Raw genomic sequence first — 25,428 nt, forward strand, 5'->3', positions numbered from 1 at the left:
GTCAGGGCAGCAGCACCCAGCGGCCGCGGACGCCACCCTTGGCCAGCCAGCGGTGCGCGATCCCGGCCTCGGCGAGCGGCAGCGTGCCGGCGACCCGAACCGAGAGCGTGCCGGTCGCGGCGAGCCGGAGGACCTCGGCCAGATCGGCGGGATCCGCCGCGACCCGAACGGCCGTGACCGTGACCGGCCGGTCCGTCGCAGGCAGCGCGGCGGGCGTCAGGCTGACGTAGGTCCCGCCGTCCCGGGTCGCCGCCAGGGCCGGCTCGATCAGTACGGCCGCGTCCAGCACCACGTCGAAGGCGGCGTCCTCGAGGCCGGTGACCGCCTCCGCCGCGCCGGCGCCGAGCACGAACTCGCGGTCCTCGGCCCGGGCGAGACCGGTCACCCGCCAGCCCTCGGCCGCGGCGAGCGGCACCGCGTACCCGCCGACGGCACCGGCGGCGCCGGTGATCAACAACCGGTCCCCGGCGGAACGGTCCAGCAGCCGGAGGGCCTGGAGCGCGGTGCTCGCGTTCAGCGGGACGGTGGCCGCGGCGACCGGGCCGAGGCCGTCCGGAACCGGGGCGACCGAGGTGGCCGGCAGCACCAGCTGCTCGGCGTACGTGCCGACCGGGACATCGAGCCGGTCCAGCAATCCGGCCACCGCCTGTCCCGGCTCGATCCCGGCCACGCCCGGCCCGACCCGGTCGACGACGCCGGCCACGTCCCAGCCCAGGCCGACCTGGTCCCCGGTGATCCAGCCGGCGCGGTGGAAGAAGCCGGCCCTGGTGTCCAGGTCGACCGGATTGACTCCGGCGGCCAGGACCCGGAGCCGGACCTCGCCCGGCCGCGGCTCCGGCAGGTCCAGGTCGATCAGCTGCAGGGCATCGACGTCACCGGGTTCGGTGATCACAACGGCCTTCATGGGTCTTCCTTTCGTTGGGGTTGACGGACTTCAGTTTGGGCACGTAACTTCCTATCGGGAAGTAGGCACCTGAAAGTGCGTAAGTGGGAAGGAAGTGAGTCGGATGGCCACCCGGACCGCGACGCAGCGACGGCGCGAGGCGAAGATCGCGTACGACGCGTACCTCGCCGAGTGCCCCAGTCGGCGGCTGCTGGACAGCCTGAGCAGCAAGTGGGTGACGCTGGTGATCAGCGCCCTGAACGAGAGCGATCTGCGCTACTCCGGCCTGTCCCAGCGGCTGGTCGGGGTCAGTCAGAAGATGCTCACCCAGACGCTGCGCACGCTGGAGCGGGACGGCATGATCACCCGCCGGGTGACCGCCGAGGTCCCGGTCCGGGTGGACTACGCGCTCACCCCGCTGGGCCGCTCGCTCGCCGTGCTGGTGAGCCAGTTCAAGGTCTGGGCGGAGGCTCACATGGATCAGGTGGACCAGGCCCAGCGGGCGTACGACCGCCGACACTGATCTGGCCCCGACTAGACTCGCAGGCGTGACGCCGAACTGGATTGATCTTGATGGCCTGGTGAACCTGCGCGACGTCGGCGGGATGAGTACCGACGACGGGAACAAGATCAAATCCGGACGTCTGCTGCGGTCCGACAACCTGCAGTCGCTGACGGACGGCGACATCACCGCCCTGCTGCGGTACGGGCTGACCGACGTGATCGACCTGCGCTCGACGCTCGAGGTCGAGTCGGAGGGACCCGGTCCGCTGACCGGACGGGACGAGGTGCGGATCCACCACCACTCGATGTTCCGCGAGGGCGACCCGGACGTCAGTGACGACCAGCCGCACGAGAAGGTCGACGCCGCGCCGGCCGAGGCGCTGCCGTGGATCGACCTGGAGCCGAGCGTCCAGGTCTCCGACACCTCCGCCTCGTTCTACCTGTCCTACCTGGCCGACCGGCCCGACTCGGTGCTCGCTGCGCTGCGCGACATCGCTGAGGCGCCCGGCGCCGCGCTGGTCCATTGCGCCGCCGGCAAGGACCGGACCGGCACCATCGTCGCGCTGGCCCTGTCCGTCGCCGGCGCCGACCGGGCCGAGATCATCGCCGACTACGCCGCCAGCACCGAGAAGGTCGCCGAGATCGTGGCCCGGCTGCGCCGCTCGACGACGTATGCGGCGAACCTGGAGGGCCGTCCCCTCTCCTCGCACCACACCCGGCCGGAGACGATGGAACACGTGCTGGGGCACCTGGACCGCCAGCACGGCGGCGTGCTGCCGTACCTGACCTCGATCGGGTGGACCGACGCCGACACCGAACGCCTGCGCGCCAAGCTCCTCGGCGACTGACCGCGGCGATTCGGGCCTGGCGAGTACCTCCTGGAGAGCGGAGTGAGTTCCTTGCCGGTCAGTCGCGGCAGAAATTCACTCAGGATCCCCGGCGGCGCGCAGGACGGCCAGGACGGCGATCGGGACCAGGAGCAGGGTCAGCGCTCCGGACAGGATCAGGCCGCCGGTCACGCCGGCGGCCTCGACCAAGGGCCCGCCAAGGGACAGGCCGAGCGGGGCGGCGACGACGGAGCCGGTGGTCCACAGGGTCACCACCTGCACCTGCTCGTCGGGTTCCAGGCCGCCCTGCAGAAAGCTGTAGGCGACCGGGGTGAACGGGGCCCAGACCAGGCCGCCGAGGCCGAAGATCACCAGCGCAACCGGCAGTGAGCCGGCGAAGGCGAGGGCGATCGGGCAGAGCGCCCAGAGGCCGATGATCATGATCAAGAGCTGTCGTTGCGGCACTCGGCGCAGTTGGTTCACCAGCGCGGCTCCGACGAAGGCGCCGGCGCCGAGGGCGCCCCAGAGCAGGCCGAGGGCGGACGGGTCGCCCGCCAGCCGGTCCCGGACCAGCAGCGGCAGTGCGATCTCGATCGGCATGTAGAGCAGGTTGAAGAAGAACACGACCACCAGCAGCCGGGCGGCGGCCGGACGGCGGCGCAGGATCTGCCATCCGGAGCTCGGCCGCGCGGCCCCGGCGGGATCGGGCGGCGCGGGCCGGACCGAGCGGGGGACGAAGATGATCACCGCGGCGAGCAGGATCAGCGCACCGGCCGCGTCGGCGAGCAGGGCGACGCCAGGGGCGGTCGTCGTGGCGATCACACCGCCCAGCACCGGGCCGACGATGTAGAGGGCGAAGCTGGCGTTCAGCCCGAGCAGCCCGTTGGCGGCGTAGCGCCCGGTGTCACCGGCCAGTTCGGTGGCGAGCAGCCGCCGGCTGGACGCCGCGGCCATCCGGAACACGGCGCCGATCAGCAGCCCACCGATCAGGACGGGCAGCGTCAGCCTCCCGGTGATGCCGAGCAGGCCGAGTGTTGCGAAGGTGAGGGACCGCAGTACGCAGTCGGCGATCAGCAGCACCCGCGGCGGCACCCGGACCCGGCCCAGCCCGATCGCCAGCGCCAGCACGGTGGACAGCACGAACGGTGCCGCCTCGACCAGCCCGATCGCGATCGCCCGCGGCAGCGTGCCGTGGATCGCGAGCGTCTGGATCGGCATCGCGACGATGATCATGCCGGTACCGATCCCGGCGAGCAGGTCGCCGACCAGCAGGCCGGCCACCCGGCGATCCCGCAGCACCTCCCGGTACGAGAGGTTGGCCGTCGCCTGCCCGGTGCTCATGGCACAGGACCCTAGGGCGCCTCGCCCGGCGCGGCTTCTTCGAACCTGATCGATCACGCAGCCGATCGGTCAGCGGGTCGGGCAGGTGAAGATCCGGTCGCCGACCTGGTGCTCGCCCGGACCCCGTTGCAGGCAGGTGAAGACGGCTTCGCCGACCGTGCCGCCGAAGATCACGGAGGCGATCACGACCACGAGGCTGACCACGATGCCGAGGATCGCCGGCACGTTGGTGTAGCCCGCCCGCCGGGACCGGACCACCGCGGCGATGCTCAGCGTCAGGCCGATCCAGGAGCAGCAGAACGCCAGGACCAGCCCGACGATGCCGAGCACCTTGGCCGGGTCTCGCTCCGGTCGGCCGAGCGGCGGCGTCGCGCTCGGGCCGGGGTACGCGGACCAGGGGAGCGGACCGGACCGGGCCGGCCGAACCCGTACCCCGACCTGCGACGGGTCTGGCTGCCTGCCCGGATCGGACGCGTGACCGTAGCGAGGCACCGGACCGTAGACGACCCGCGGCCCCGGCGCCGGCAGCGGCTGGGAGGGCTGGGACGGGTAGGGCGTGGGCGAGTGGTACGGCGACCAGCCGGGCTGCGTCGCCCGGTCGGGCCGCTGCCCCGGCCCCGGAACCTGAGTGGACATCGCTGCTCCCACAGTGAAGGTGGGAGCAGCGTCACACGAGCGGCCCGCGGCCGCGTCGAAACGCCAGAATCGTTATCGGGCCAGGCTCACCGATTGACCTGGGAGTTGATCGTCGCGCCACCCCAGCCCCAGCCGAGGCAGGCCAGGATCCCGATGACGATACCGATCAGGGCGGGAATGTTCGTGAAGCCGGCGTTGCGCGACTTGACGAAGGCGATGATGCTGACCACCAGACCGACCACCGCGCAGAAGATCGCCAGGATCAGGCCGACGATGCCCATCGTCTTGGCCGGATCGGTGGCACCGGGTCCGGGCTGGGCTGACTGGGTCATGGGGCTGGGCCTCCTCTGTGACGGGAACAGTCAGCCTGGCACAGCTTCCGTCAGAGACGTGGGAGGTCAGGCCTCGATGATCTGGTCGACGGTCGCCGTGGTCAGCCGCAACTCCACGGGCACCTCCTCGCCGACCGCCGGCGGGGTCTCCTTGGCCGGCAGGAAGACCAGGCTCGACTGCATGTGCGGCGGCTCCAGGAACCAGCGCTTCTTCCCGTTCACGGTGTACGGACTCAGGGCGCGGCCGGCCGCAGCCAGGGAGCCGGTCGCCACCGACACGGCGCGCTGCCGGACCGAGGTGGCCGGGGTCGGCGCCTCCATCCCGATCCCGTGCGAGGTGCCGCCGGCGATCACCAGGATCCAGCCGTCGGCCCAGACCGGGCGCTGCCGGTAGCCGGCCCGCTGGCCCCGCTTGACCCGGTGCACGTCGAGCACGGTGGCCGTCGAGGTCCGGCTGGAGGGGTCGCCGAGCCAGAGCCGGGTGCCCAGCCGCAGCCGGGTCGGCACCGCGGCCGCGCCGGCGCCGCCGAGCTGGCGGGCCACCGCGGCGACGTCCTCGGCCGGCAGGTGGGAGAACCAGAGCGGACCCTGGGCCGCCTCCAGCGCGGTCCGGCCGAGCCGCTCCGCCTCCGCGTACCGGCCCTCGTCGAGCATCGGCAGGTGAATCGTCCAGCCCTCGAACCGGATGTGCTCCAGCAGCGGCCGGACCCGGCGCAGTTCGTCCGGGAAGATCCCGTGCCGGCACATCGAGGTGAGCACCTCGAGCAGCACCCGGGGATCCCGGTTCAGGTCGGTCAGCGCCTCCAGATCGGCCACCCGGGACACCGTGGTGATGATCCGCGGGTCGCCGGCCAGCTCGGTCGCCAGCTCGTCGTCCGGTCGCCACGGCGTCAAGATCACGATGTCGCCGCTGAACACGTCGTGCACCTCGGCCACCTCGACCGCGGTGCCGACGGCGATCGTGTCCACCCCGATCGTCTGCTCCGCCTCGGTGGCGAGCCGACGCAGCCCGTACCCGTAACCGTTGCCCTTGGCGACCGGCACCAGGCCGGGCGTGGCACCGGCCACCGTCTGCAGATGCATCCGCCAGCGGGCTGCGTCCAGACGCAGCGTAAGTCCCGTCACGGCGATCAGGTTACCTGCGCCGTTTCAGGTACAGGTCGAAAGCCTTGTACAGCACGGGATTGAGTGGCAGATCCCACTCGCCCAGATACTCCACGGCCTCGCCGCCGGTGCCGACCTTGAACTGGATCAGGCCGAGGTGCGGGTCGTCGGCGTCAACGCTCTCGGTGATCCCGCGAAGGTCGTACACGGTCGCCCCGGCCACCATCGCGTCGGTGATCATCCGCCACTGGATCGCGTTGGAGCCGCGGACGTCGCGCTTGGCCGTCGAGCTGGCGCCGTAGGAGTACCAGGCGTGATCGCCGACCCGGATCCAGGTGGTGGCGGCGACCAGGTCGCCCTCGTGCTCGGCCAGGTAGAGCCGGATCCGGTCCGGATCCTCGGCCAGCAGCTCCCGGAACTGCGTCTGGAAGTACGACAGCGGCCGCGGCCCGAAATGATCACGCTCGGCCGTCTCCACGTACAGGGTGTGGAAGGCGGGCAGGTCGTCCACGGTGCCCTGCCGGACCGTCACGCCGAGTTTGTCGGCCTTCTTGATGTTGCGCCGCCAGAGCTGGTTCATCCCCTTCAGCACCTCGTCGGTGGTGCGGTCGGCGATCGGCAGCTGGAAGACGTACTGCGGCTGGCCGGCGGCGAAGCCCTGCTCGGAGTCCGGCGGCCGCCAGCCCAGGCTGCGCAGCTGGTTCCGGGTCCGGGTCGCGGCGTGGTTGACGACGTCCGGCGATGCCTGGCTGAGCCGGGATAGCTTCGGGTCGGCGATCGCCGCCTTGACGGTCTCGGTGTGCCAGCGGCGGGCGACCAGCGGGCAGCCGATCCGGATCCCGAACGCCTTCTGCCGGCGGGCGTGCTCGGCCAGCGGGGTCAGCCAGGCGCCGATGTCGTCGGACTCCCAGTCGATCACCGGGCCCTCCGGCAGGTACGCCAGGTAGCGCTTGATCCGGGGCAGCTTGCGGTACAGGACCAGTCCGGCCCCGATCTGCTTGCCGCCTTCGTCGAACCAGCCGAGCGATTCGCCGCGCCAGTCGGATTTGACCCGTGCCCACGCCGGAGTCTGCAGGAAGCTCACGCTGGGCTGCTCGCGATTGAACGCGACATGCTCCTCGGTCGTGATGGTGCGCACGGTGATGGCCACGGGGAAAGACCATACTGGCGTTCGCGGCTCCCGCCGAACCGTTCCGGCGACTGTCTTGTGAAGTACGGACTCAGCGAGTCGGTGGCAGCGGGGCGAGCGAGGAACCGAGCACCAAGCCGACCCAGGGGAGCACCAGGGCGGCGGCCAGCGCGATCACGGCGATCAGCAGCGGGACCCGGGACCCGCCCGACGCCGACGGCCGGCCCCGGACCACGGCGACGACGGCCAGCACGATGGCGACCAGGATCGCGATCACGCAGAGCACGGTGAGCGCGGCCCAGCGGATCCCGGAGTCGACGTCCCAGCCGTCGGCGTAGGCCGCCGTCCGGACGTACCCGCCGACCCCGACCAGCAGCGCGACCCCGACGGCGACGATCAGCGCGATCCAGGAGAACCGGCGTCTGCCGGGCTGCTCGAGTGGCTGGTCCTCGAACGGGTTCCCGCTCGCGCGGCCGGACTCCGCGGGCGTCGGGTCGTCGCCGAAGTCGAACGGGCGCGGCGAGCCGGCCGGGTCGTGGCTCATGCGGTCAGCCTACGCAACCTCACCCGCCCCACTTCGCCACACTTCCTGTCGCTTTGCGCGCGTTACTTCTCGCGGGAAGCGGCAGTTTTTCACGCAACGTGAAAAACCGTCCGGACCCGGCAGCGCGCACCCCACGGGCTTTCCCCACTCGGGTAGCTTTTCCCCCTGACGACAGACGGTTGGAGGTGTCGGAGTGCCTGACCCCGACCCGTGGGATTTCTCCGAGTTCGCGGACCCGGATCCACGGCAGCCTCGGCGGCCGGCCGGCTCCGGCGCGGGCGACCCGGGCGGCTCCGGCCTGCTCGGCCCGGGCGGGCCGGACACCTCGAACTCGCCGGCGGGTGACCCGTTCGGCGGCGGGGACCAGGGCGGCGGGCTGGCCGCGACCGACTGGACCAGTTCCGGCACGGTCGGAACGGCGACGCTGGAGATCGCTCGGCCGCCGCTGCCGTACCTCGGCCTGGCGGCGGCGATCTCGCTGGTCGCCCTGCTGCTGGCCGCGCTGCTCGGCACGATTCCCGGGCTGGCGATCACGGCCTGGGTGCTGGCCGGGCCGGTCGCGATCGGCGTGCTGGCGTACTTCATCAAGGCGGACACGGCGGAACGGGCCCGGCCGGTCTACGCGGCGCCGAACTGGGTGCGGCCCGCCTATGTCGCGGCGCTGGTGCTCTGCGGCGTGGCGGTCGTCGTGGCGGCGCTGCGGATCGCCTTCTGGGTGGGTCGCCTGTGACCGCGACCCGCCGCCGGACCCGCAGGCTGCTGCTGGGCACGCTCGCGTACGCCCTCGCGGTGCTGGGCCTGGTGATCCTGCCGGCGACCCCCGCGGCGGCGAAGGAGAAGTCGGCGATCGAGGTCTTCGGCGGCTGCCTGATGTCGCAGAAGAAGGGCGATCTGGTGCTGCTGATCGACGAGTCGGCCAGCCTGAAGACGACCGATCCGGACGGTGCCCGGGTGACCGCGGCGGGCTACCTGCTGAACCAACTCGGCGCGTTCGCCGGCGAGGGGAAGATCGCGCTGGACGTGGCGGTGGCGGGGTTCGCGTCCGACTACAACGCGGTCGGCGGCTGGACCCGGCTGGCCGGCGACGGCACCCGTACCCTCACCTCGGCGCTGGACTCGTTCCGGGACCGCAACGCCGGCTACGAGACCGACTACTGGAACGGCCTGAACGGCGCCCGGCAGGCCCTGGCCGCCCGGACCGCGAAGGACCCGGACCGGTGCCAGGCGATCGTCTGGTTCACCGACGGCACCCTCGATCTCGACCTGCGCCGCACCGCCGAGGACCGGGACCGCTACGGCGAGCACAAGCCGTACGCGCCCGACCTCGACCTGGACACCGAGGACCGGGTCCGGGAGGCCGAGGCGACCGCCCGGCGCGACCTGTGCCGGCCCGGCGGGCTGGCCGACCAGCTGCGCGGCAACCGGGTCACCCTGTTCGCGATCGGCCTGCGCGGCGCCGACGCGAAGGCCTCCGACTTCGACACCATGCGGTCGATCGCAACCGGTGCCTCCGGCGACGAGACCTGCGGCAAGATCACCGAACCGCCGCCGGGCGAGTTCACCCTGGCCAGCAACATCGACGACCTGCTGTTCGCCTTCGACCGACTGCGCGACCCGTCCAGCGAGCCGACCCAGACCGAGGCCGGCGTCTGCCAGGGCGAGGTCTGCCGGCAGCGGCATGCCTTCGTCCTGGACAACTCGCTCAACTCGGTGCACATCCTCGGCTCGGCCAACGTCGACGGTCTGACTGTCGTGCTGGTCCGGCCGGACGGAAAGTTGATCACCCTGAAACGCGGTGATCCGGGCCGCACGACCGAGGAGCAGTCCGGCGGGATCAAGATCAACTACGGCTGGCAGTCGAACCGTACCGTGAGCATCGACCTGACTCGGCCGGCCAAGGCCGATTGGACCGGGCAGTGGGCGGTGGTCTTCGTCGACCCGAAGGCGAAGTCGCCGAAGGCCAGGTCGCGTACCAACATTCAGGTGTCCGGCGACATCTTCCCGGCCTGGCCGGACGCGAAGAAGACCGAGCTGCGGGCCGGCGAAACGATCAAGAACGTCCGGTTCGGGCTGGCCGGTGCCGACGGCAAGGCGATCGACCCGGGCTCCCTGTTGGGTACGGCGAACTTCGGCGCGGTGCTGACCGTCCCGGGCGGCAAGCAGATCGTGTTGGCCGACCAGGCCGGCGCCGGCGAGATCGCCGCGCCGCGGTCGATCGACCTGACCAAGGTGACCCCGGGCCGGGCCACCCTCCGGCTCGGCGTCGCGATCACCACGGCCGCGACGGTCGACGCGAACGGCAAGCGGGTGGCCGGCACCCAGCTGGCTCCGCGGGTGGTCGAGATCCCGGTCACCATCGCGCCGGAGAAGGGCTTCCCGGTGCCGGCCGGCAAGATCAACTTCGGTTCGGCCGAAGGCCCGGCGAATCTGACCGCGACCCTGCCGGTGACCGGGCCCGGCTGCGTCTGGGTCGAGGGCGACGGCGCGCCGGAGATCGAATCCGGGCCGGACACGATCGGTGCGGTCAAGATCACCTCCGGCAACGACGGGTCCCGGAACTGCCTCTGGATCGAGGAGGGCCGGACGGCGGAGCTGCCGTTGCGGCTGACCACGGCCGAGGGCGGCAACGGCAGCCTCAACGGCGCGCTGACGATCAAGCTCTCGCCGGACCGCGAGCCGGGCCGGATCATGGACGTCAAGATCGACTTCACCGCCGACCTGTACCGGCCGCTGAACCCGATCAACTTCGCCGCCGCCCTGATCGCGGCGCTGATCCTCGGCCCCGGCATCCCGCTCGGCCTGCTCTATCTGGCCAAGTGGCTGACCGCGACGATCCCGAGCCGGGCCCTGTTGGCGCGGCGGATCCCGATCACCGTCGAGGCCGGGCCGACCGGGGGCCGGGTGCTCCGCGACGGCGGCCCGTTCCGGCTCACCGAGGCCGACTTCACCGACATGGTGCGGCTGTCCAACTCCGGGTCCCGGACCGCCGAGGCGGACGGCGCGACGCTGCGCACCACGATCGGCCGGTCGCCGTTCGGGGCCGGCTTCGTCGTGGTGACCTCGCCCGGCCTGATCGGCGCCTCGTCCACCGATCCCGCGCCGTACGGTCCGGGCCGGGACGCGCGGCTGCCGCTGGCCGTCCACAACACCTGGGTGGTGCAGCACGACCCGGCCGGACCGCCCGAGCGGGCCGAGTTGTTGATCTTCATCGGCGCCGACCTGACGCCGGACCGGTTGCAGGCGATGGCCGAGGACATCGAACGCAAGGCGCCGGAGCTGGTGGCCCGGCTGCACGCCGCCGGGACCGCGCCGGACGCGACGCCGCAGCCGGCCGCGGGACCGTTCGACGGTCCGGCCGCCGCGGCCCAGTCGGCGAACCCCTTCGAGGCCCAGCAGGCGGCGGGCCCGTACCGCGATCACGGTGGCCAAGATCAACACCCGGCGGCCCCACGCGGGCCCGCGCAACCCCCGGCCGCTCAACCTCCGCCCGCCCATCCTCCGGTGGCGCAACCGCCGCCCGCGCAGCCTCCGTCGGGGCAGCCGGGCATGGCCTCAGCACCGCCGCCGGAACAGCGGCCGGCCGACAACGACTGGTCGTTCGACTTCGACGACCTCGACGACGACCCCGGCCGGCCCGGGGCGCAGCCCTGACCGTTGCCCTGTGCTCTGGTCGGCTGGTGACCGAAATCCAGCGCACTTCACGCCGAACCTGCTCATTCCTGCCGGAACGGGCTCAGTGTGCTGGATCTCGGTCATCAGCGCGCTGGGTCCAGCGGAGCCGGGTGCTCGGTGGGGCCGGCGGTGACTCCGTGCGCGCCTCGCGGCGGACTGTCTGCCCGAGGGTGCCGCGGTCCGGGCCGGCCCGAAGTGCGGTCGCGTCCGCCGCGACGGTCTCGCGGGCCTTGGTCGCCGGCCAGCCCGATTGTCGCGAACGTCCCCCGCTGTGGGGTGAAGGCGCCGCTTCGGGCGACTTCCGGTCACAGCGAGGGACCTCAGCGACAGATCACCGGCCCGGGCGTCGCGACCGGAGGTGCTTCAACCGATCGCCCGGTCCCGGTCCGCCCCACCCACCGGCAGCGGCCGCGGCAAGCCGCAGAATCCACGGCGTTGCGGTCGGGTCGGCGGAATTGGGGTTGATGGTCCGGGTGATTCCTGGGGTCCCTGGTTCGCGAGCGTGAAAAACTTGGGGTCCCGAACCGACGAAAGGGGCGCGGTAGGCGTGAGACGGTTTCTGGTGGTGGGGTGCGGCGGCTCCGGCGGTGCGACCCTGGCCTACCTGATGGACCAGTTGGCCTCCGACCTGGCCGCGATCGACCGGCGGCTGACGCTGCCGGCCGGCTGGCAGTTCGTCCATCTGGACGTGCCGTCGGGCCCCGAACCCGGACCGGACGGGCTGGGCAACGTGCCCCAGCAGGGCGGCCGCTACCTGGGGCTCGGGCCCAAGGGCGGCTCCTACTCCGACCTCGACTACGCGGTCTCGCAGAAGCTGCTCGGTGCCCGGGCGCTGGACGAGCTGGCCGGCTGGGCGCCGCGGCAGCCGCAGTCGGTGGCGACGCCGATCGACGTCGGCGCGGGGCAGTACCGCTCGATCGGCCGGATGATCACGCTGGCCCGGGCCGGCGAGGTGCACCAGGGGCTGCAGTCGGCCTGGGAGCAGCTGGCCCGGGTCGAGACGCTGACCGAGATGGGGCAGTTGGCCGACGCGGTCGGCTCCACGTTCAACGCCAACGAGACGCCGATCGTGCTGGTCGTGACGTCGATGGCCGGCGGCTCCGGAGCCTCGATGGCGCTCGACGTCTGCCGGCTGCTGACCCTGATCCCCGGCGTGAACCCGAAGCTGACCGCGGTCTTCATGGTCGCGCCGGACATCTTCGACTCGCTGCCGCCGTCCGCCCGCAGCGGCGTCCGGGCCAACGCGCTGGCCATGCTCGGCGAGATCGTCGCCGGCCAGACCGGCGCCGCCCGCCGGCACGACGTGGAGATCCTCTCCGGCCTCGGATACGGCGACGGCCAGGGCACCGAGATCCCGTTCGCCCGGGTGTTCCCGATCGGCCGGTTCATCGGCGCGCAGCGCACCCTGTTCGGCGACGGCAGCCCGAAGGCGGTCTATCGCGGCCTGGCCCGCGGCCTCGGCGGCATGATGATCAGCGAGGTGGCGAGCACCCAGTTCGTCTCGTTCGACCTCGGCAACACCGGCAGCATCCCACCGGACAGCGACTACCTGGCCTGGGGCGCCCAGCTGGACCCGATCCCCTGGGGTTCGTACGGTTTCGCGAGCCTGAGCATGGGCCGCGAGCGCTACGCCGAGTACGCGGCGCAGCGGATCGCCCGCGGCGCCGTCGACCGGCTGCTCGACGGGCACCTGCAACCGGGCAACTCGGCCTCCGGGACCGAACAGGTCAAGGCCCTGGTGGACAGCCAGTGGGCGCGGCTCTGCGAGCGGCTGCAGCTGCCGGTCGGGCTGGGCTCCGGGCAGCAGGCGGGCGCCGAGCTGGGCAGTTGGATGACCACGGTCGCGCTGCCCCGGGCCGACGCCGACACGGCGGCCCGGCGGGTGGTCGACGCCGAATACGTACCGCACCTCCCCGCACCGGGCGGGCAGCAGGCCCGGCAATGGCTGGAGGCCGTCCAACAGAGGTCGAGGTCCCGCGGCCACGTACTGGCCGAGGCCGCCGGCAAGGCCGCCTACGACTGGGCGTTCGCCTGGCAGCAGGGGCTGTTGGACCGGCTGGTCACCGTGCTCACCGAGGGGATCAGCCGGCTCGGCCTGCCGTACGCCGCCGCCGTGCTGGAACGCCTCGACGCCCACCTGCGCGGGGTCGTCATCCCCGGCACCGAGGCGCTCGGCCGGACCGATCCGGGCAGCTTGGCCGAACTCCCGTCCGAGCTGCGGCAGGCGGTCGCGGCGATCAAGGGCGCGATCTCCGGCGGTGACACGCTGGTCGAACGGCTGGTCGACGGCGTCCGGATCAAGGTACGGACGCAGCTCTACACCCGGGCCTCGGCGCTGACCGCGGACGCCCTGGCGACGTTCATCCCGGACGTGCTGACCCCGCTGACCGAGGCGATCCGGGAGGCGCAACGCGTCCTCGAGCAGGCCCGCGGCTCCCAGGTGAAGCACGACGGCCTGGCCCGCCTCGCCACCGACCAGTACGCGGCCTGGCCGTCCGACGCCGACGTCAAGGTGCCGAGCCGGTTCGACGAGGCCGGCAACGAGGTCCTGCTCACCCCGGCCCGCGACTTCGCCGCCCAGTACGCGGCGGACCTGGCCCGTGCCGTGCCGACCGACGAGGCCGGCAACAGCCCGGCCCAGCTGGTCCCGACCCAGGTGATCGAGGGGATCTGGGAGACCACCGGCGGCGAGCGCCCGCCGGCGCTCGACCCGCATCAGCCGAACCTGATCGTGCAGACCGCGCCCTGGCGGTCCCGGGTCTTCCCGACCAACCCGGCCACCGGCGACGCCCTGATCCCGAGCCGGGCCCGGTTCCAGGTGCACGCCAAGCCGGGTGAGGTGCTGGAGCGGGCGCGCGCGTTCGTGGCCCGGTCCGAGCAGTCGTTCCAGCGGTTCTGCGCGGTCTCGCTGCGCGACTTCATCAACGGCCCGGAGGTCGCCGAGTCCGAACGGCACGCGCGGATCCGCGACGTCACGACGAAGTTCACCGAGGCGCTCGCGCTGGCGATGCCGCTGATCGGCGTCGACGAGCAGGTGGTCCGGCTGCTGCACGGCGGCCAGCCCGTCGAGTACCGCTACAAGTTCTCCGACGTGCCGTTCGCCGAGCTGCCGATCGCCGACGACCTGGAGCGGATCCTGGTCGACAACCCGAGCATCGACGCGTCCAGCCGGGACAACCTCGGCGCCGCGCTGACCGACCAGGGCAACCCGCGCCGGATCGACATCTTCGGCTCCTATCCCCTCTATTCGCCGCTCGCATTCTCGTCGGTGCTGCGGCCGATCGCTGAGCAGTGGGGCGCGACCACGGCGCAGGGCCGGGACGCGTTCTGGGCGCACCGCCGGTCCCGGCCGCTGGACGCCGCGCTGCCGATGGCGAACGTGGAGCGGCGCACGCTGGTGGCCGGCTGGTATCTCGGCCAGATCGTCGGCGAGCTGGTCATCCCGCCGTCCCCGTACGACAGCGGGGTGCGGATCCTGGACCGGGCGGCCGGCGAGTGGGTCGAGTTCCCGTACCCGATGCTGACGCCGCCGCAGCAGTTCGTCGCCCCGTACGACTGGCTGCCGGCGGTGCTGGAGTCCCAGCTGCTGGCGATCGCCCGGGTGCACGAGTCGCCGGTGCTGTCCTCGCTGCGGCCGTACCGCCTGCTCAGGGCCCTGTACGACAGCAACGCGCTGCGGCCGGCCGGCGGCATCGTGCCGTTGTCCGGGCGGGAGCGGCTGGCCGCCTGGATCCGCGGCGAGGGCGAACTGACCTCGCGGATCGCCGGCCTGGCCGAGGCGACCACGCCGGAGCAGCGCCGCGATGCCGCCAAGGAGTGGCTGAACGGCGCCAAGGGCCCGGGCACGCTGGCCTCGGTGCACTTCATGCCGGCCGGGGTGGACGGGGCGCCTGGCGGCGGCGCGTTCGCCAGCATCACCAGCCGGGACCAGGCCAGCCAGACGCCGATCTTCCGTGATCTTGCGCCGGACATCCATTGGGCCGCCCGACAGCTGACCCGGCTCCTGGACGACGCGTACGAACTCGCGAAGGCCGGTCCCGACGCGGCCCGCGGCAGCCTGGACGGACAGCCCGGCCCGGCGCCGCGGACGACGATCGAGTTGCCCGAGGGCGGGGTGTACTGAGTTCCATGTCCGAGGTCCACTCACCGAACCTGGTGCTGCTGGCCGCGCCGGACGGCGTGCTCACCGGCGCCCGGGACGCGCTGCGCGACCTGTCCGCGCTCGGCCTGATCGAGGAGTTCTGCTGGGTTCGCCTCGCCCCTGATCATGATCAACTCGGTCATGATCAACTTTCGGTGGCGGCGGAGTTGATCAAGGACGGGGCCGGTCGTCCGGTGACGGTGCAGCAGGTGCTGGCCGAGCGCCAGTACGACCGGGTCCGGGTCTGCTCACTGGCGGCCGTCCTTCCCGCCACGTTCGCCGAGCCGGTCGAAGGGCAGGAGCGGGATCTGGTCGACCTGGTCCGGCGCTCCAGTGGCACCAGCCGGATCGAACGACTGCGTTGTGTGATCACCCGTCCCGGCGGTACGGCAGCCGCGGATGATCTTGGTCGGGACGGCTGGCACACGGTGGTGATCTCGCCGGAGGACGCTCGCGGTCCGGGCCTGGGGCACCAGGTGCTGGAGCCGAGCGACGACCCGGCGTTGATCGGCGGCCCCGCCGCGACGGCGGTGGCCGGCCTGACCGGGCTCTGGTCCGGCTTGCCGGACGCGCCGCTGGACGACATCGCGGTGCCGCCCGGCCGGACGGTCCGGGTCGGCCGGGTGTTCTTCCGGTCGCTGGACGCCTCGGCGGTCGAGCAGGCGATCAAGGACGGTGTCACGTCGACGGCCGGCGGGCTCCCCGCGGTCCGGGTCGCCGGCGCGCAGTCGTTACGCATCGGCGAGCCACATCGACAGGGTCAGGCCGGCGGAGCCGGCCATGACGACGTGGAGACCGCGACCCGGACGATGGCGGACGCGTTGTGGCGCAAGCACGGCGCGGTCCTGCGCGGGCCGCGGGTGCAGCCGTCACCGAGCCCGGTCAAGGACATCGGCGCGCTGGCCGCGCTGCGGATGCTGTTCTCGTTCATCTGGGCGGCGATCAAGAACACCCCGATGCGGTGGCGGGCCGCGATCACCAACAAGCTCGCCTCGTCCGCGGCGGCCGCCGTGCACGGCAGCGTGTTCGGCCGTGCGCCGTCGGCGTACGCGGTGGTGGTCCGCGGGATCCGCCCGGACGGCACCGGCGCCGACTGGCGGGACTGGGCCCGGGCGTCCAACGAGTTGGCCGGCGTGATCGGCGAGTCCGGCGGCTCGGGCGAACTGACCGGCGGCCGGCACGACCTGTCGACGCTCTGGCAGGACTACCTCGCGGGTGCCTACACGCTGGCCGACGGCGGCGAGCGGATCGCCGACCTGCCGCCGTTGCAGGTCGGAGCGGACCGGGCGGTGCTGGCCGATCCGGCGCAGGTGGTGCCGGGCCCGCAGCACCGCTGGAAGGCGCCCGGCCAGCTTGGCGGTGCCGACGTCGCGCCGTACGACCTGCTCGGGATGCACGCCGCGCAGACCCGGCTCAATCCGCCGGAGGGCCAGCTCACCCCGGAGCTGGACCGGGCCCGGGCCGGGCTGGACGGCTGGCTGGCTCGCTATCGCTCGGCGTACGCGGTGAAGGTGGGGCAGCGGCTCGGCCGCGCGGTCTCCGACGCCCGCGACGAGGCGCAGGCGATCCTGAGCTCGCTGGCCCAGGCCGGCACCGACGACGAGCCGTCCGACGACCTGCGCCGGAAGATGAAGCGGCTCACCTGGTGGATGCGCGGGCTGCTGATCGGCCTCGCCGTGGTGATCGTCATCTTCCTGCTGCTCGGCGGGTTCGAGGCGCTGACCTGGGAGACGGTGACGATCGCGATCGTGGCCGCCGTGGTGGTCTGGCTGCTCGGCAGTTGCGCGGTGTTCTTCGTCAGCCAGCGGGAACTGTTCCGGGAGCTGAACCGACGCCGCGACGCCGCCTCGCAGACCGACGCCAACCGGGTCAACCTCGGCCACGTGCTGCGCGACCTGAACCGGCTGACCGCCGCGTACGAGCAGTTCCTGGCCTGGTCCCGGATCGCCGGCGTGGTGCTGGCGGCCCCGTTCGGCGGGCCCGCCGACTCGGGCCCGAAGCGGCGGCTGCCGGCGGCCGGGCTGCCGCTGTCGGCGCGGATCGGGGTGGCCGACCTGCAGCCGGAGGCGGTGGCGAAGGCGGCCACGGTGATCCGGCGCGAGGTGTTCCGGGCCGGCTGGCTGAGCCGGCCCTGGCAGGCGCTGCTGGAATCGGCCCCCGGCCGGCTCGGGCCGGAGGCGATCGACCTGGCCCAGAGCCCGGAACGGATGTACGCCGAGCAGGCCGGCGAGGGCAGTCTGCTGGTCCGCTGGGCCGACCTGCTCGAGTCCGCCGCCGGGACCACCGGCTCGGCCGACGCCGCGGACGGGGATCCGCTCAGCGACGGCGGCCGGGCACTCTGGCAGGCGGTCGGCCGGTCGCTGCCGGAGAGCGAGCTCGGCCGGTCCCTGGTCGCGTCGGTCCGGATGGCCGGCCAGGAGTCGACGCCGCGGCCGTACCCGGAATTCATGGCCGGGCTGGACCAGCCCGCCGAGACCTGGACCGGGCAGCAGTTCGACCAGGTCGGCTTCGGGGCCGAGGCCCGGGTGGCCGGCCGGCACCGGATCGTCAGCAACTGGTTCCGCGGCACCGGCCACGAGCTGAGCCGGGCCGCGGTCCTGGTCCAGCTGACCGAGGCCTTCGCCGCGTACGAGCTCGCGGCGGTGCCCGGCGCCGGCACCCCGGACGCCGATGCCGACCGGACGCGCTGGCCGATGCCCGAGATCGACGAGGTGTTCTGATGGACGACCACACCCTGGGCGGCGCGCCGGTCGACCCGACGTTCGAGCGGCTCAAGGCCTGGCGGGACCGCGAGGTGCTGGAGAGCCGGCTGCAGCTGGGCGAGATCAAGGACACCTATCTGCGCGCGGTCGCCCGGTCCGGCCAGCGCCGGGCCGCCGAGATCGCCGCGATGCTGCCGGCCGCGCTGCGCAAGTACGCCCCCGATCTGGAGCGCCTGGTCGCCACCCCGGCCGGCCCGGCGACGCCGACGATGCCGGCCGAGCTCAACGACACCCCGGTCACCGCGGTCCAGCACGCCCCCACGCCCCCCGAACCGACGCGCCCGGAACCGACGCGCCCTGAACCGACGCCTGAACCAACGCGCTCCGAGCCCGCACAAGCCACGTTCCCTGAGCCCGGTCACCCCACGTTCCCTGAGCCTGTCGAAGGGCAAAGCCCGATCAGCCCCGGCGCCTCGACAAGCTCAGCGCACGTCGTGGATCCGCCCGGTCCCCGCCGCGCCGCCGACCAGCACCAGCCGTCGGCGGCACCGGCCGGGGTGCCGTCGCCCGATCTTGCCGCCGGCTTCGCCCCGTACGAGTTCGGCTCCGATCTCGACGCGGCCGGGTTCGGCGCCGAGGCGGGCCCGTCCTCGGTCGCGCTGCGGTCCTTGACCGGCTCCGACGGCGTCCGGCTCGCCTGGGACCAGCCGTCCGGGCTGGCCGGTGCGACCGCGTACCGCGTGGTGGCCAGCGACGAGCACCGGCCGTACTCACCGGACCGGGCCGACCTGGTCGGCGTCGTCCTCGGCGACGCCGAACGGGGCACGCTGGACAGCCGGCCGTTCACGGCGGCCGTCCGCTACTACCAGGTCTGGTGCAACACCGGCCCCACGCTGGCGCTGGCCCGGCGCGGCCAACCGCGGCTGATCGCCGAGAAGGCGGTGATCAGCCGCGTCGTTGACGTCGAGCTGCGCGAGGACGAGGGACGGGTGATCGGCCAGTGGTCGGTCTGGTACGGCATCGACCGGGTGCACATCTACCGGACCCCGGTGGAACGGGCCCGGCCCGGCCAGCCTGATCCGCGGTACCGGATCCTGGCCGCCGAGCCCAACCTGGGCGGCTTCGTCGACAACGACGCGGAGCGTGGCCGCCGCTACCTCTACCAGTTCTGCACCGAGGCGACCGTCGACGGCGTACCGCAGCTGTCCGGGGCGGTCACCGTCGAGGTCGGCGTCTCGGCCGTCGTCGACCCGATCGAGGACCTCGAGGTCTCCCAGCACGGCGCCCCTGCTGATCAAGAACGGGGTGACGACTGGCAGTTCGATCTGCTCTGGTCGCCGCAGCCGGCCGGCCGGGTGTTCGTCTACCGCACCGAGAACCGGCCGTTGGCCGGGGCCGAGCACGGCAGTCACCCGGAGTCGGCGCTGCCGCAGATGAACCTGGCCGACAGCGACCGGCTGGCCCACCCGATCAGCCCGCAACCGGACGGCCGGGTCGGGATGCGCAACGTGCCCTGGCCGCGCCGCTGGGACCGGGCCTACTTCACCCCGGTCGTGGTGCTGGACGGCGTCGCCCGGGTCGGCCGGACGGTGCCCGCGGTCCGGGTCCGGCCGGTGCACGACCCGGTGATCGTCGAACGGTGCGACCAGCAGGTGCTCAAGTTCGGCTGGCCGCCGGGCGCCGCGACCGTACTCGCCGAGATCCTGCAGGGCGGCGACGTGACCGGGACCGTGGAGTGCTCGACCGATCTCTACAACCAGCTCGGCGGCGTCCAGTTCGGCCGGCCGCTGCCCAACCGCGGCGCCACGGTCCGGATCACCGGTGTCTCCTTCGTCGGCGGCGAACGGCGGGAGAGCGTGCCGGTCGAGGTGGGCTACCCGGGCCTGATGCGGATCCGGTACGGGCTCGAGCTGCGCCGCACCCTGCTGCTGAAGCCGGACCGGGTGCTGGTCCGGCTGTCCAGCGAGTCCGACATCAGCAACTGCCCGCCGCTGGTGCTGGTGCACCACCCGACCCGGCTGCCGCTGCACCCGGGCGACGGCCAGCAGTTGGAGGTCACCGAGGACATCGAGGAGGTGACCCGGCCGGTGCTCCGGTTCCGGCCGGACGGCATCGGCACCCGGCCCAGCGCGGTGGCCTGGAAGGCGTCGGTCCGGGGCCGCACCGGCTATGTCCGGTTGTTCGCCGACCTGCCGCCGGAGCGGACCTCGCTGGTCGCGATCCTCGATCCGCCGGTCGACTCGCTGCGGCTGGGCTGACCATGCCGGATTCCAGAAGCCCGCGGTACGGGCGGCTGACCTACACCTCGTTGCACGGCGTCAATGCCGCCGGCACCCGGATCAGCGCCGGTGGCTGGCAGATCGTCGAGGAGGACGGCGACCTGAACCGGGAGGAGCGGGAGCAACTCCGGGCCCGGGTCGCCACCCAGTTCGACGCCGGGGTGGAGATCCCCCGGTTCCCGACCCCGGAGCAGATCGCCGAGCTGCCGCGCCGGCTGGTCTACGCGCCGGTCGACCCCGGCGCGAAGCGTGGAGCGGCGGCCTGGTGGCACGCCGGGCCGGCCGGGCCGGACGCTACCGGCCGGCCGGGCAACGTCTTCACCCACGTCGTGCTGGACCGCACCCCGGGAGCCCCGGAGCCGACGGCGGTCCGGCCGATCCAGCTCTGGCGCTCCCCGGACTGGCTGGCTCCGTACGGCGCCGATCAGGTCAGCCGGGCCCGGCTCGGTGACCGGCCGCGGCCGGAGTCCGGCACCATGATCACCGCCGGTTCGGTGATCAACTTCCTGCTCGACCCGACCCGGTTCCGGTTCGGTGTGCTGGCCGCACTGCTGGACGCGACCGCCGCGGCCCTGGCCGGCGGCCCGCGGATCGTGTTGATCACCGAGTCGACCGACCGGGCCGCGCTGTGGACCGGAGCGGTGTCGTTGCTGATGGCGGCACAGCAGGCGGCCGGCTTCTCCTTCTCAACCCTGGAACGGATCTCCTCGGTCCCGAACGTTTTCGATCAAGGGGTCCAGCTGGCCTGCGTACCGGTGGTCGACCAAGAGCAGGTCGCCGCGGCCGCTGCGGATCCACGCAGCCCGCTGCGGGCCCAGACACCGGTGGTGATCATCGACGAATCGGAGCCGCTGGCCATCGGTGATCTCGACGGCGAGCCGCACCGGACCGCCGCCGGCGACCGGATCACCGTCACCGAGTGGTCGGTCCTGGCCCAGGTGATCTTCGGCGACGAGGCCGGCGCGGCCTGGGCGCTGGCCGAACTGGACCGGATCGCCGCCCGGCTCGACGGCTCGGACCTGCCCGCCGCGGCGGTGGCCTGGCCGCTGGCGATGGCGGTCGGCCGGGCCGGGGACCGTTTTGCCGACGCGGTCCGCGAGGCGGCCGCCGTGGTGACCCGGACCGGCCCGAACGGAGCGCCGGCCGACGAGGAGCTGCACCGGACCGCGCGGGAACTGATCGGGCGCGGCCTGGGCCGGACGACCGCCGACGCCTGGCAGATCGCCGGCAATCCCGAGGCGCTGGCCCGGGTCGGCGGCCAGACCGCGCAGTTGATCATGGAAGCCTACCTGCGCCGAGCGGTCGCCGAACCGGCCTGGCTGGCCCGGCCGGGCGCGGCCGCGCTGCCCGAGCCGGCGCCTCGGCTGTCCATGATCACCGAGCGGGAACTGATCGCCGGAGTCGGCGACGCCTGCGCCGGGATCGCCGCGGCCGGGCTTTCCGAACCCGACCGGGCGGTGGCGGTGCTGCACCTGGCCGACCTGCTGGCCCGCAGCGGACTGGACCACCTGGAGCCGCCGGAACCGCTGGTCGACGCCCTGGAACGCTGCTGTCACCTGCTCGGAAGCGATCACCCCGCGCCGGCCCTGATCGAACGGGCCGGCCCGGTGTCCGAGCGGGCCCTGCGCTGGGTGATCCGGCCGGTGCTGGTCGGTCAGGAGTGGGTGGTCCGCGGCACCATCGGCCGCCGGCTGGCTGCCCCGGTCGCCGAGTGGCTCCATCCGGAGGAGGGCGCGCCGCCGCCGCTGGGTCGGCTGGCCGCCGGCGACGACGACCCGTTGCGGGCCGAGCTGGCGTACCACCGGTGGACGACGGACCCGGACCGCCATCCGGCCGAACGGCCGCTGGTCGCCTGGTCGGCGCTGCGGGCGCTGGCGCCCTACCAGTCGCCGCCGCCCGAGCTGGAACGCGCGTTCGAGGGCGGCGCCTGGCCGGCCGGTGACCTGCTGCTGATCCGGCGCCGCTGGCCGGCCGCGGTCGGTGTCCGGCAGTGGGCGCCGACCGTGAAGGCGGCCCCGCCGAGCGACGACCTGACCCGGCTGATCGACGACCTCCGGGATCCCCTGCTGCGCGGCCTGGACCATGATCGCCAGGTCGGCGCCGACCTGCTGGTGCTGCGGCTGCTGGCCCGAGACCAGTATTGGCTGCAGAACCGGCGCAACCCGCCCGACGCCGAGGTGCAGGCGGTGATCTCCGGCGCGCTCTGGGCCTGGGACCTGCCCGGCCGGCTGGCCGAGGACGCGTCCGACGCGCTGCTCTGTGCTCTCGTCCTCGATGCCGTACGGGAGCTGGGCCTGCCCGGTGCGAAACGGCTTCGTAGCAAGATCAACTCCGGTCGCGGGTTCGAGCTCAAGCTGGACTCGGCGTTGTTGATCAAGAATCTGTTCTCGGCCGAGCGCAAGGAGCCCTGGCTGCGGGCGGCGCTGCTGGCGGACCGGGGCTTCGCGCTCGGCGGGGTGGACCGGACGCCGCAGCAGTGGCTCGGCTCGCTGACCTCGAGCCGGAAGTCCCTGCTGAACACGCTCGTGCAGGACTGGGCCGGGAACCAGATCGGGAACCGCTGGGACCAGGCCCGCCGGGTCACCGCGGAGCGGTTGGCCCAGCGGTATGCCCGGATGGACGTCGACCGGCGAGCCCTGGAACGGCAGGCGGACGCCCGGCTGCGGGCGATCGCCCGAGGCCAGTCGGGCCCGGGTGACCGGCCCGGCTTCCTCCGCGGAAGGAGCAACTGATCATGACCACGTACCTGCTACGGGAGGGCCACTCGGTCCGGGTGGACGCGCTCCCGATCGCGATCCGGGTGCAGCCGGTCGGCGGCGGTTCGGACCGAGGGGACACAGCCGGGTACCGGGTCGAGGTTGCCGGTCAACGCGGGCCGGTGCGCACCGTGCGTCGGCCGGACCAGGTGATCGTGCCCGTGGTCGACCAACCGGTCCAGGTCAGCCTGCTGCCGGAGGGCGAGGTGTTCGGGCCGCAGAGCGTGGTCACCGTGGCGCTCGGACCGGACAGCCCGGCCGGCGGCGACGCGGACCGGGCCGTTCTGGATGCGGTGGACCTGTCCGGGCTGCGCCGCCGGGACATCGTGATCATGGAACCCGACGCCGGCCGGATCAAGATCAGCACCGTCGGCGTGGTCAACGACGAGGCGTTGCCGGCCACCGCCGAGATGGCCCGGGACGCGGCCCGCGGCGTGCTCGGCCTGCCCCGGCTGCCGGCCGAGCGGCGGGTCCGGCTGGTGGTCGGGCTGGACACGTCGGCCTCGATGCGGCGACTGCCCGCGGACCGGCTGGCCCGGCCCTGCCTGGAGATCTTCGCCGGCCTGGGCGTCGTGATCGCCGGCGACCAGACCGCGCACGGCACCCTGGTCGGCTGGCAGCCGGTGCCGGTGCCGGCCGGCCCGGCCGCCGAGTTCGCCGCGACCATGATCACCGGGCTGGCCGACCGGCCGCTCGACATCGGCTGCCGGACCGGCCTGTTCGAGGAGAGCACGGCCGGGTCGGCTGCCGACCGGACGGCCCGGTTCCTGATCACCGACGCGGTGCCGCCGGGGCTGGCCGACCGGACGCTGACCGGCGTCGTCGTGGTCGGCGAGGCCCAACCGCCCGGACCCCTGGGCGCCGGCGCCACCGGCGTGCCCGTACTCTCGGGTGATCAGCCGCTGGATCGCGACCAGGTGGGGCGGATCGTCGCCTCGCTGCTGGCCGCAGCCGGTCCGTTGATCGGTGCCGGAAACCTGATCGGAACGCCATGATCATGACGAAGTGCCCGCGCTGCTTCCGGCGACTGCCGGACGGCGAGTGGGTGTTCGCCTGCCGGTCCGGCCGCTGTCAGGAGTACGAGGACCCGGTCGGCTCCGCGCACACCGGCATCGGGGTCCGGATCGGGCCGATGCACAGCGTCCGGCGCAATCCGGAGGTCAAGCACTGGCGGCTGCCCGACGACGCCCACCTGTGCCCGTCCTGCCAGCAGCCCGGTGTCGAGGTCTGCCCGCACTGCCACTACGGGCTGCCGCCGGAGTGGCGGCTCGGCACGGCGACCTGCGTCGCGCTGGCCGGGGCCCGGGCGACCGGCAAGAGCGTCTACATCGGCGTCATGATCAAACAGCTCGACTACCTGCTGTCCCGGATGGGATCGTCGCTCAAGTTCGCCACCGACACCTCAAGGCGGATCTACACCGACGTCTACCAGCGGCCGCTGTTCGAGGCCCGCGGCATCATGCCGCCGACGGCCGCGGCCGGCGTCGCCGACGCGTACCAGCGGGAGCCGTTGATCTTGAGTCTCGGCGTGATCGACGGCCAGCGCCGCTACCTGGTGATCCGCGACGTGGCCGGCGAGGACCTGGAGGCGAGCACCGTCGGCGTCGATCACCTGAGCTACTTCGCCCAGGCCGATTCGGTCTTCTTCATGTTCGACCCGACCGCGGTCAACCAGGTCCGGGAGATGCTGAAGGATCTGCTGCCGCCGCAGCTGCACGAGGCGGGCAGCCCGGAGACCGTACTCGAGAACCTGATCCTGCTGCTCGGCTCGGCCACCCCGCCGATCGCGATGATCTTGTCGAAGTTCGACACCATGCAGGCCCTGCGCGCGGTCCAGGGCACCGAGTGGAGCCGGATCATGTCCAACCCCGGCGCCGCCTTCCAGCGCGACCCCGGCCTGGCCGCCCTCCGCTACGACGAGGACGACGGCGCCCTGCTCGACGCCGAGGTCCGCAGCCTGCTGATCCGCCTCGGCGCCGAACGCTTCCTCAACACCATGACCGCCCCCCACCACGGCCGCCCCTTCGCCCACCGCCTGTTCGCCGTCTCCGCCCTCGGCGAAGCCGCGGAAGGCGAACGAATCCACCACCGAGGCATAGCCTCCTTCCGCTGCCTCGACCCCATCCGCTGGACCCTCGCCCTCTGAGAACCCCCAAAAGACCCGCCGACCGGTCACAAAAGCAGGCGTTCTGGCGGCGTGTCGCTGCAGAAGTGACCGGTCGATCGGTGGGGAAGGGGATCGGGGGCGTGGCGCGATCGGACGGGCGTCGGCCTCGTCGTTGTGGTCGGTCGGTCGGCGGTGGGTTGATCGGGCGGCGGCGGTAGTACTGGCGCTGGCCTCGTGGTGATGGCCGGTCGTTCGGTGGGGAAGGGGATCGGGCGCTGGCGCGATCGGACGGGCGCCGGCCTCGTCGTTGTGATCGGTCGGTCGACGGTGGGTTGATCGGGCGGCGGCGGTAGTACTGGCGCTGGCCTCGTGGTGATGGCCGGTCGTTCGGTGGGGAAGGGGATCGGGCGCGTGGCGCGATCGGACCGGCGCCGACCTCGTCGTAGTGATGGGTCCATCGGGTGGTGGGCG

The 25,428-nt window shown here is 73.0% G+C and carries 17 protein-coding genes; 10 read left to right on the plus strand and 7 right to left on the minus strand.

The window, feature by feature from the left end; genetic code table 11:
• Window position 1 precedes the first annotated feature (1 nt).
• Window positions 2–904, minus strand: coding sequence for an NADP-dependent oxidoreductase (locus AC6CCG_RS33775; protein ID WP_496659254.1), 903 nt, complete (start codon window positions 902–904; stop codon window positions 2–4).
• 103 nt (window positions 905–1,007) lie between these two features.
• Between AC6CCG_RS33775 and AC6CCG_RS33780 the strand changes: the two genes are divergently transcribed.
• Window positions 1,008–1,406, plus strand: coding sequence for a winged helix-turn-helix transcriptional regulator (locus tag AC6CCG_RS33780; protein ID WP_496659255.1), 399 nt, complete (start codon window positions 1,008–1,010; stop codon window positions 1,404–1,406).
• Between the two features lie 25 nt (window positions 1,407–1,431).
• A complete protein-coding gene (locus tag AC6CCG_RS33785; protein WP_496659256.1) occupies window positions 1,432–2,235 on the plus strand; it encodes a tyrosine-protein phosphatase in 804 nt (267 codons plus the stop codon).
• A 75-nt stretch (window positions 2,236–2,310) separates the two neighbouring features.
• Here AC6CCG_RS33785 and AC6CCG_RS33790 read toward each other — a convergent pair whose 3' ends face one another.
• The 6 genes from AC6CCG_RS33790 to AC6CCG_RS33815 all read right to left on the minus strand — a co-directional run bounded on the left by AC6CCG_RS33790 (window position 2,311) and on the right by AC6CCG_RS33815 (window position 7,300).
• Window positions 2,311–3,555 (minus strand): MFS transporter, encoded by a 1,245-nt coding sequence (locus tag AC6CCG_RS33790; protein ID WP_496659257.1) that lies wholly within the window; start codon window positions 3,553–3,555, stop codon window positions 2,311–2,313.
• Between the two features lie 69 nt (window positions 3,556–3,624).
• Window positions 3,625–4,191, minus strand: a complete 567-nt coding sequence (locus AC6CCG_RS33795; RefSeq protein WP_496659258.1) for a DUF4190 domain-containing protein — start codon at window positions 4,189–4,191, stop codon at window positions 3,625–3,627.
• Window positions 4,192–4,277: 86 nt separating this feature from the next.
• Window positions 4,278–4,523, minus strand: coding sequence for a hypothetical protein (locus AC6CCG_RS33800; protein ID WP_496659259.1), 246 nt, complete (start codon window positions 4,521–4,523; stop codon window positions 4,278–4,280).
• Between the two features lie 66 nt (window positions 4,524–4,589).
• On the minus strand, window positions 4,590–5,648 hold the full coding sequence (locus tag AC6CCG_RS33805) for an alanine racemase (protein ID WP_496659260.1): 1,059 nt from the start codon (window positions 5,646–5,648) through the stop codon (window positions 4,590–4,592).
• Window positions 5,649–5,658: 10 nt separating this feature from the next.
• Window positions 5,659–6,777, minus strand: coding sequence for a lipid II:glycine glycyltransferase FemX (locus AC6CCG_RS33810; protein WP_496659261.1), 1,119 nt, complete (start codon window positions 6,775–6,777; stop codon window positions 5,659–5,661).
• Between the two features lie 70 nt (window positions 6,778–6,847).
• Entirely contained in the window at window positions 6,848–7,300 is a 453-nt protein-coding gene (locus tag AC6CCG_RS33815) for a hypothetical protein (RefSeq protein ID WP_496659262.1), read from the minus strand.
• Window positions 7,301–7,493: 193 nt separating this feature from the next.
• Here AC6CCG_RS33815 and AC6CCG_RS33820 point away from each other — a divergent pair, with 193 nt between their 5' ends.
• The 8 genes from AC6CCG_RS33820 to AC6CCG_RS33855 all read left to right on the plus strand — a co-directional run bounded on the left by AC6CCG_RS33820 (window position 7,494) and on the right by AC6CCG_RS33855 (window position 24,996).
• Entirely contained in the window at window positions 7,494–8,030 is a 537-nt protein-coding gene (locus tag AC6CCG_RS33820; protein WP_496659263.1) for a hypothetical protein, read from the plus strand.
• Window positions 8,027–10,951, plus strand: coding sequence for a vWA domain-containing protein (locus AC6CCG_RS33825; RefSeq protein WP_496659264.1), 2,925 nt, complete (start codon window positions 8,027–8,029; stop codon window positions 10,949–10,951). Before AC6CCG_RS33820 ends, AC6CCG_RS33825 begins: the two co-directional genes overlap by 4 nt.
• A 568-nt stretch (window positions 10,952–11,519) precedes the next feature.
• The gene (locus AC6CCG_RS33830) at window positions 11,520–15,095 is read left to right on the plus strand and encodes a tubulin-like doman-containing protein (RefSeq protein ID WP_496659265.1); all 3,576 of its coding nucleotides are present in this window, start codon (window positions 11,520–11,522) and stop codon (window positions 15,093–15,095) included.
• Window positions 15,096–15,100: 5 nt separating this feature from the next.
• Complete coding sequence (locus AC6CCG_RS33835) at window positions 15,101–17,833, plus strand: MATE family efflux transporter (protein ID WP_496659266.1); 2,733 nt, start codon at window positions 15,101–15,103, stop codon at window positions 17,831–17,833.
• Window positions 17,833–20,073 carry a SaeA-related protein gene (locus tag AC6CCG_RS33840; protein WP_496659267.1) on the plus strand — a complete coding sequence of 747 codons (2,241 nt, stop codon included), beginning with the start codon at window positions 17,833–17,835 and terminating at the stop codon, window positions 20,071–20,073. The genes AC6CCG_RS33835 and AC6CCG_RS33840 overlap by 1 nt, the downstream gene beginning before the upstream one ends.
• A gap of 2 nt (window positions 20,074–20,075) precedes the next feature.
• Entirely contained in the window at window positions 20,076–22,826 is a 2,751-nt protein-coding gene (locus AC6CCG_RS33845; protein WP_496659268.1) for a GAP1-N2 domain-containing protein, read from the plus strand.
• Between the two features lie 2 nt (window positions 22,827–22,828).
• Window positions 22,829–23,845: a hypothetical protein gene (locus AC6CCG_RS33850; RefSeq protein ID WP_496659269.1), complete on the plus strand. Its 1,017-nt coding sequence runs from the start codon at window positions 22,829–22,831 to the stop codon at window positions 23,843–23,845.
• Entirely contained in the window at window positions 23,842–24,996 is a 1,155-nt protein-coding gene (locus tag AC6CCG_RS33855) for a zinc ribbon domain-containing protein (RefSeq protein WP_496659270.1), read from the plus strand. The genes AC6CCG_RS33850 and AC6CCG_RS33855 overlap by 4 nt, the downstream gene beginning before the upstream one ends.
• The last annotated feature ends 432 nt before the right edge of the window (window positions 24,997–25,428 follow it).

The sequence above is a fragment of the Microlunatus sp. YIM B11417 genome, assembly GCF_059617205.1.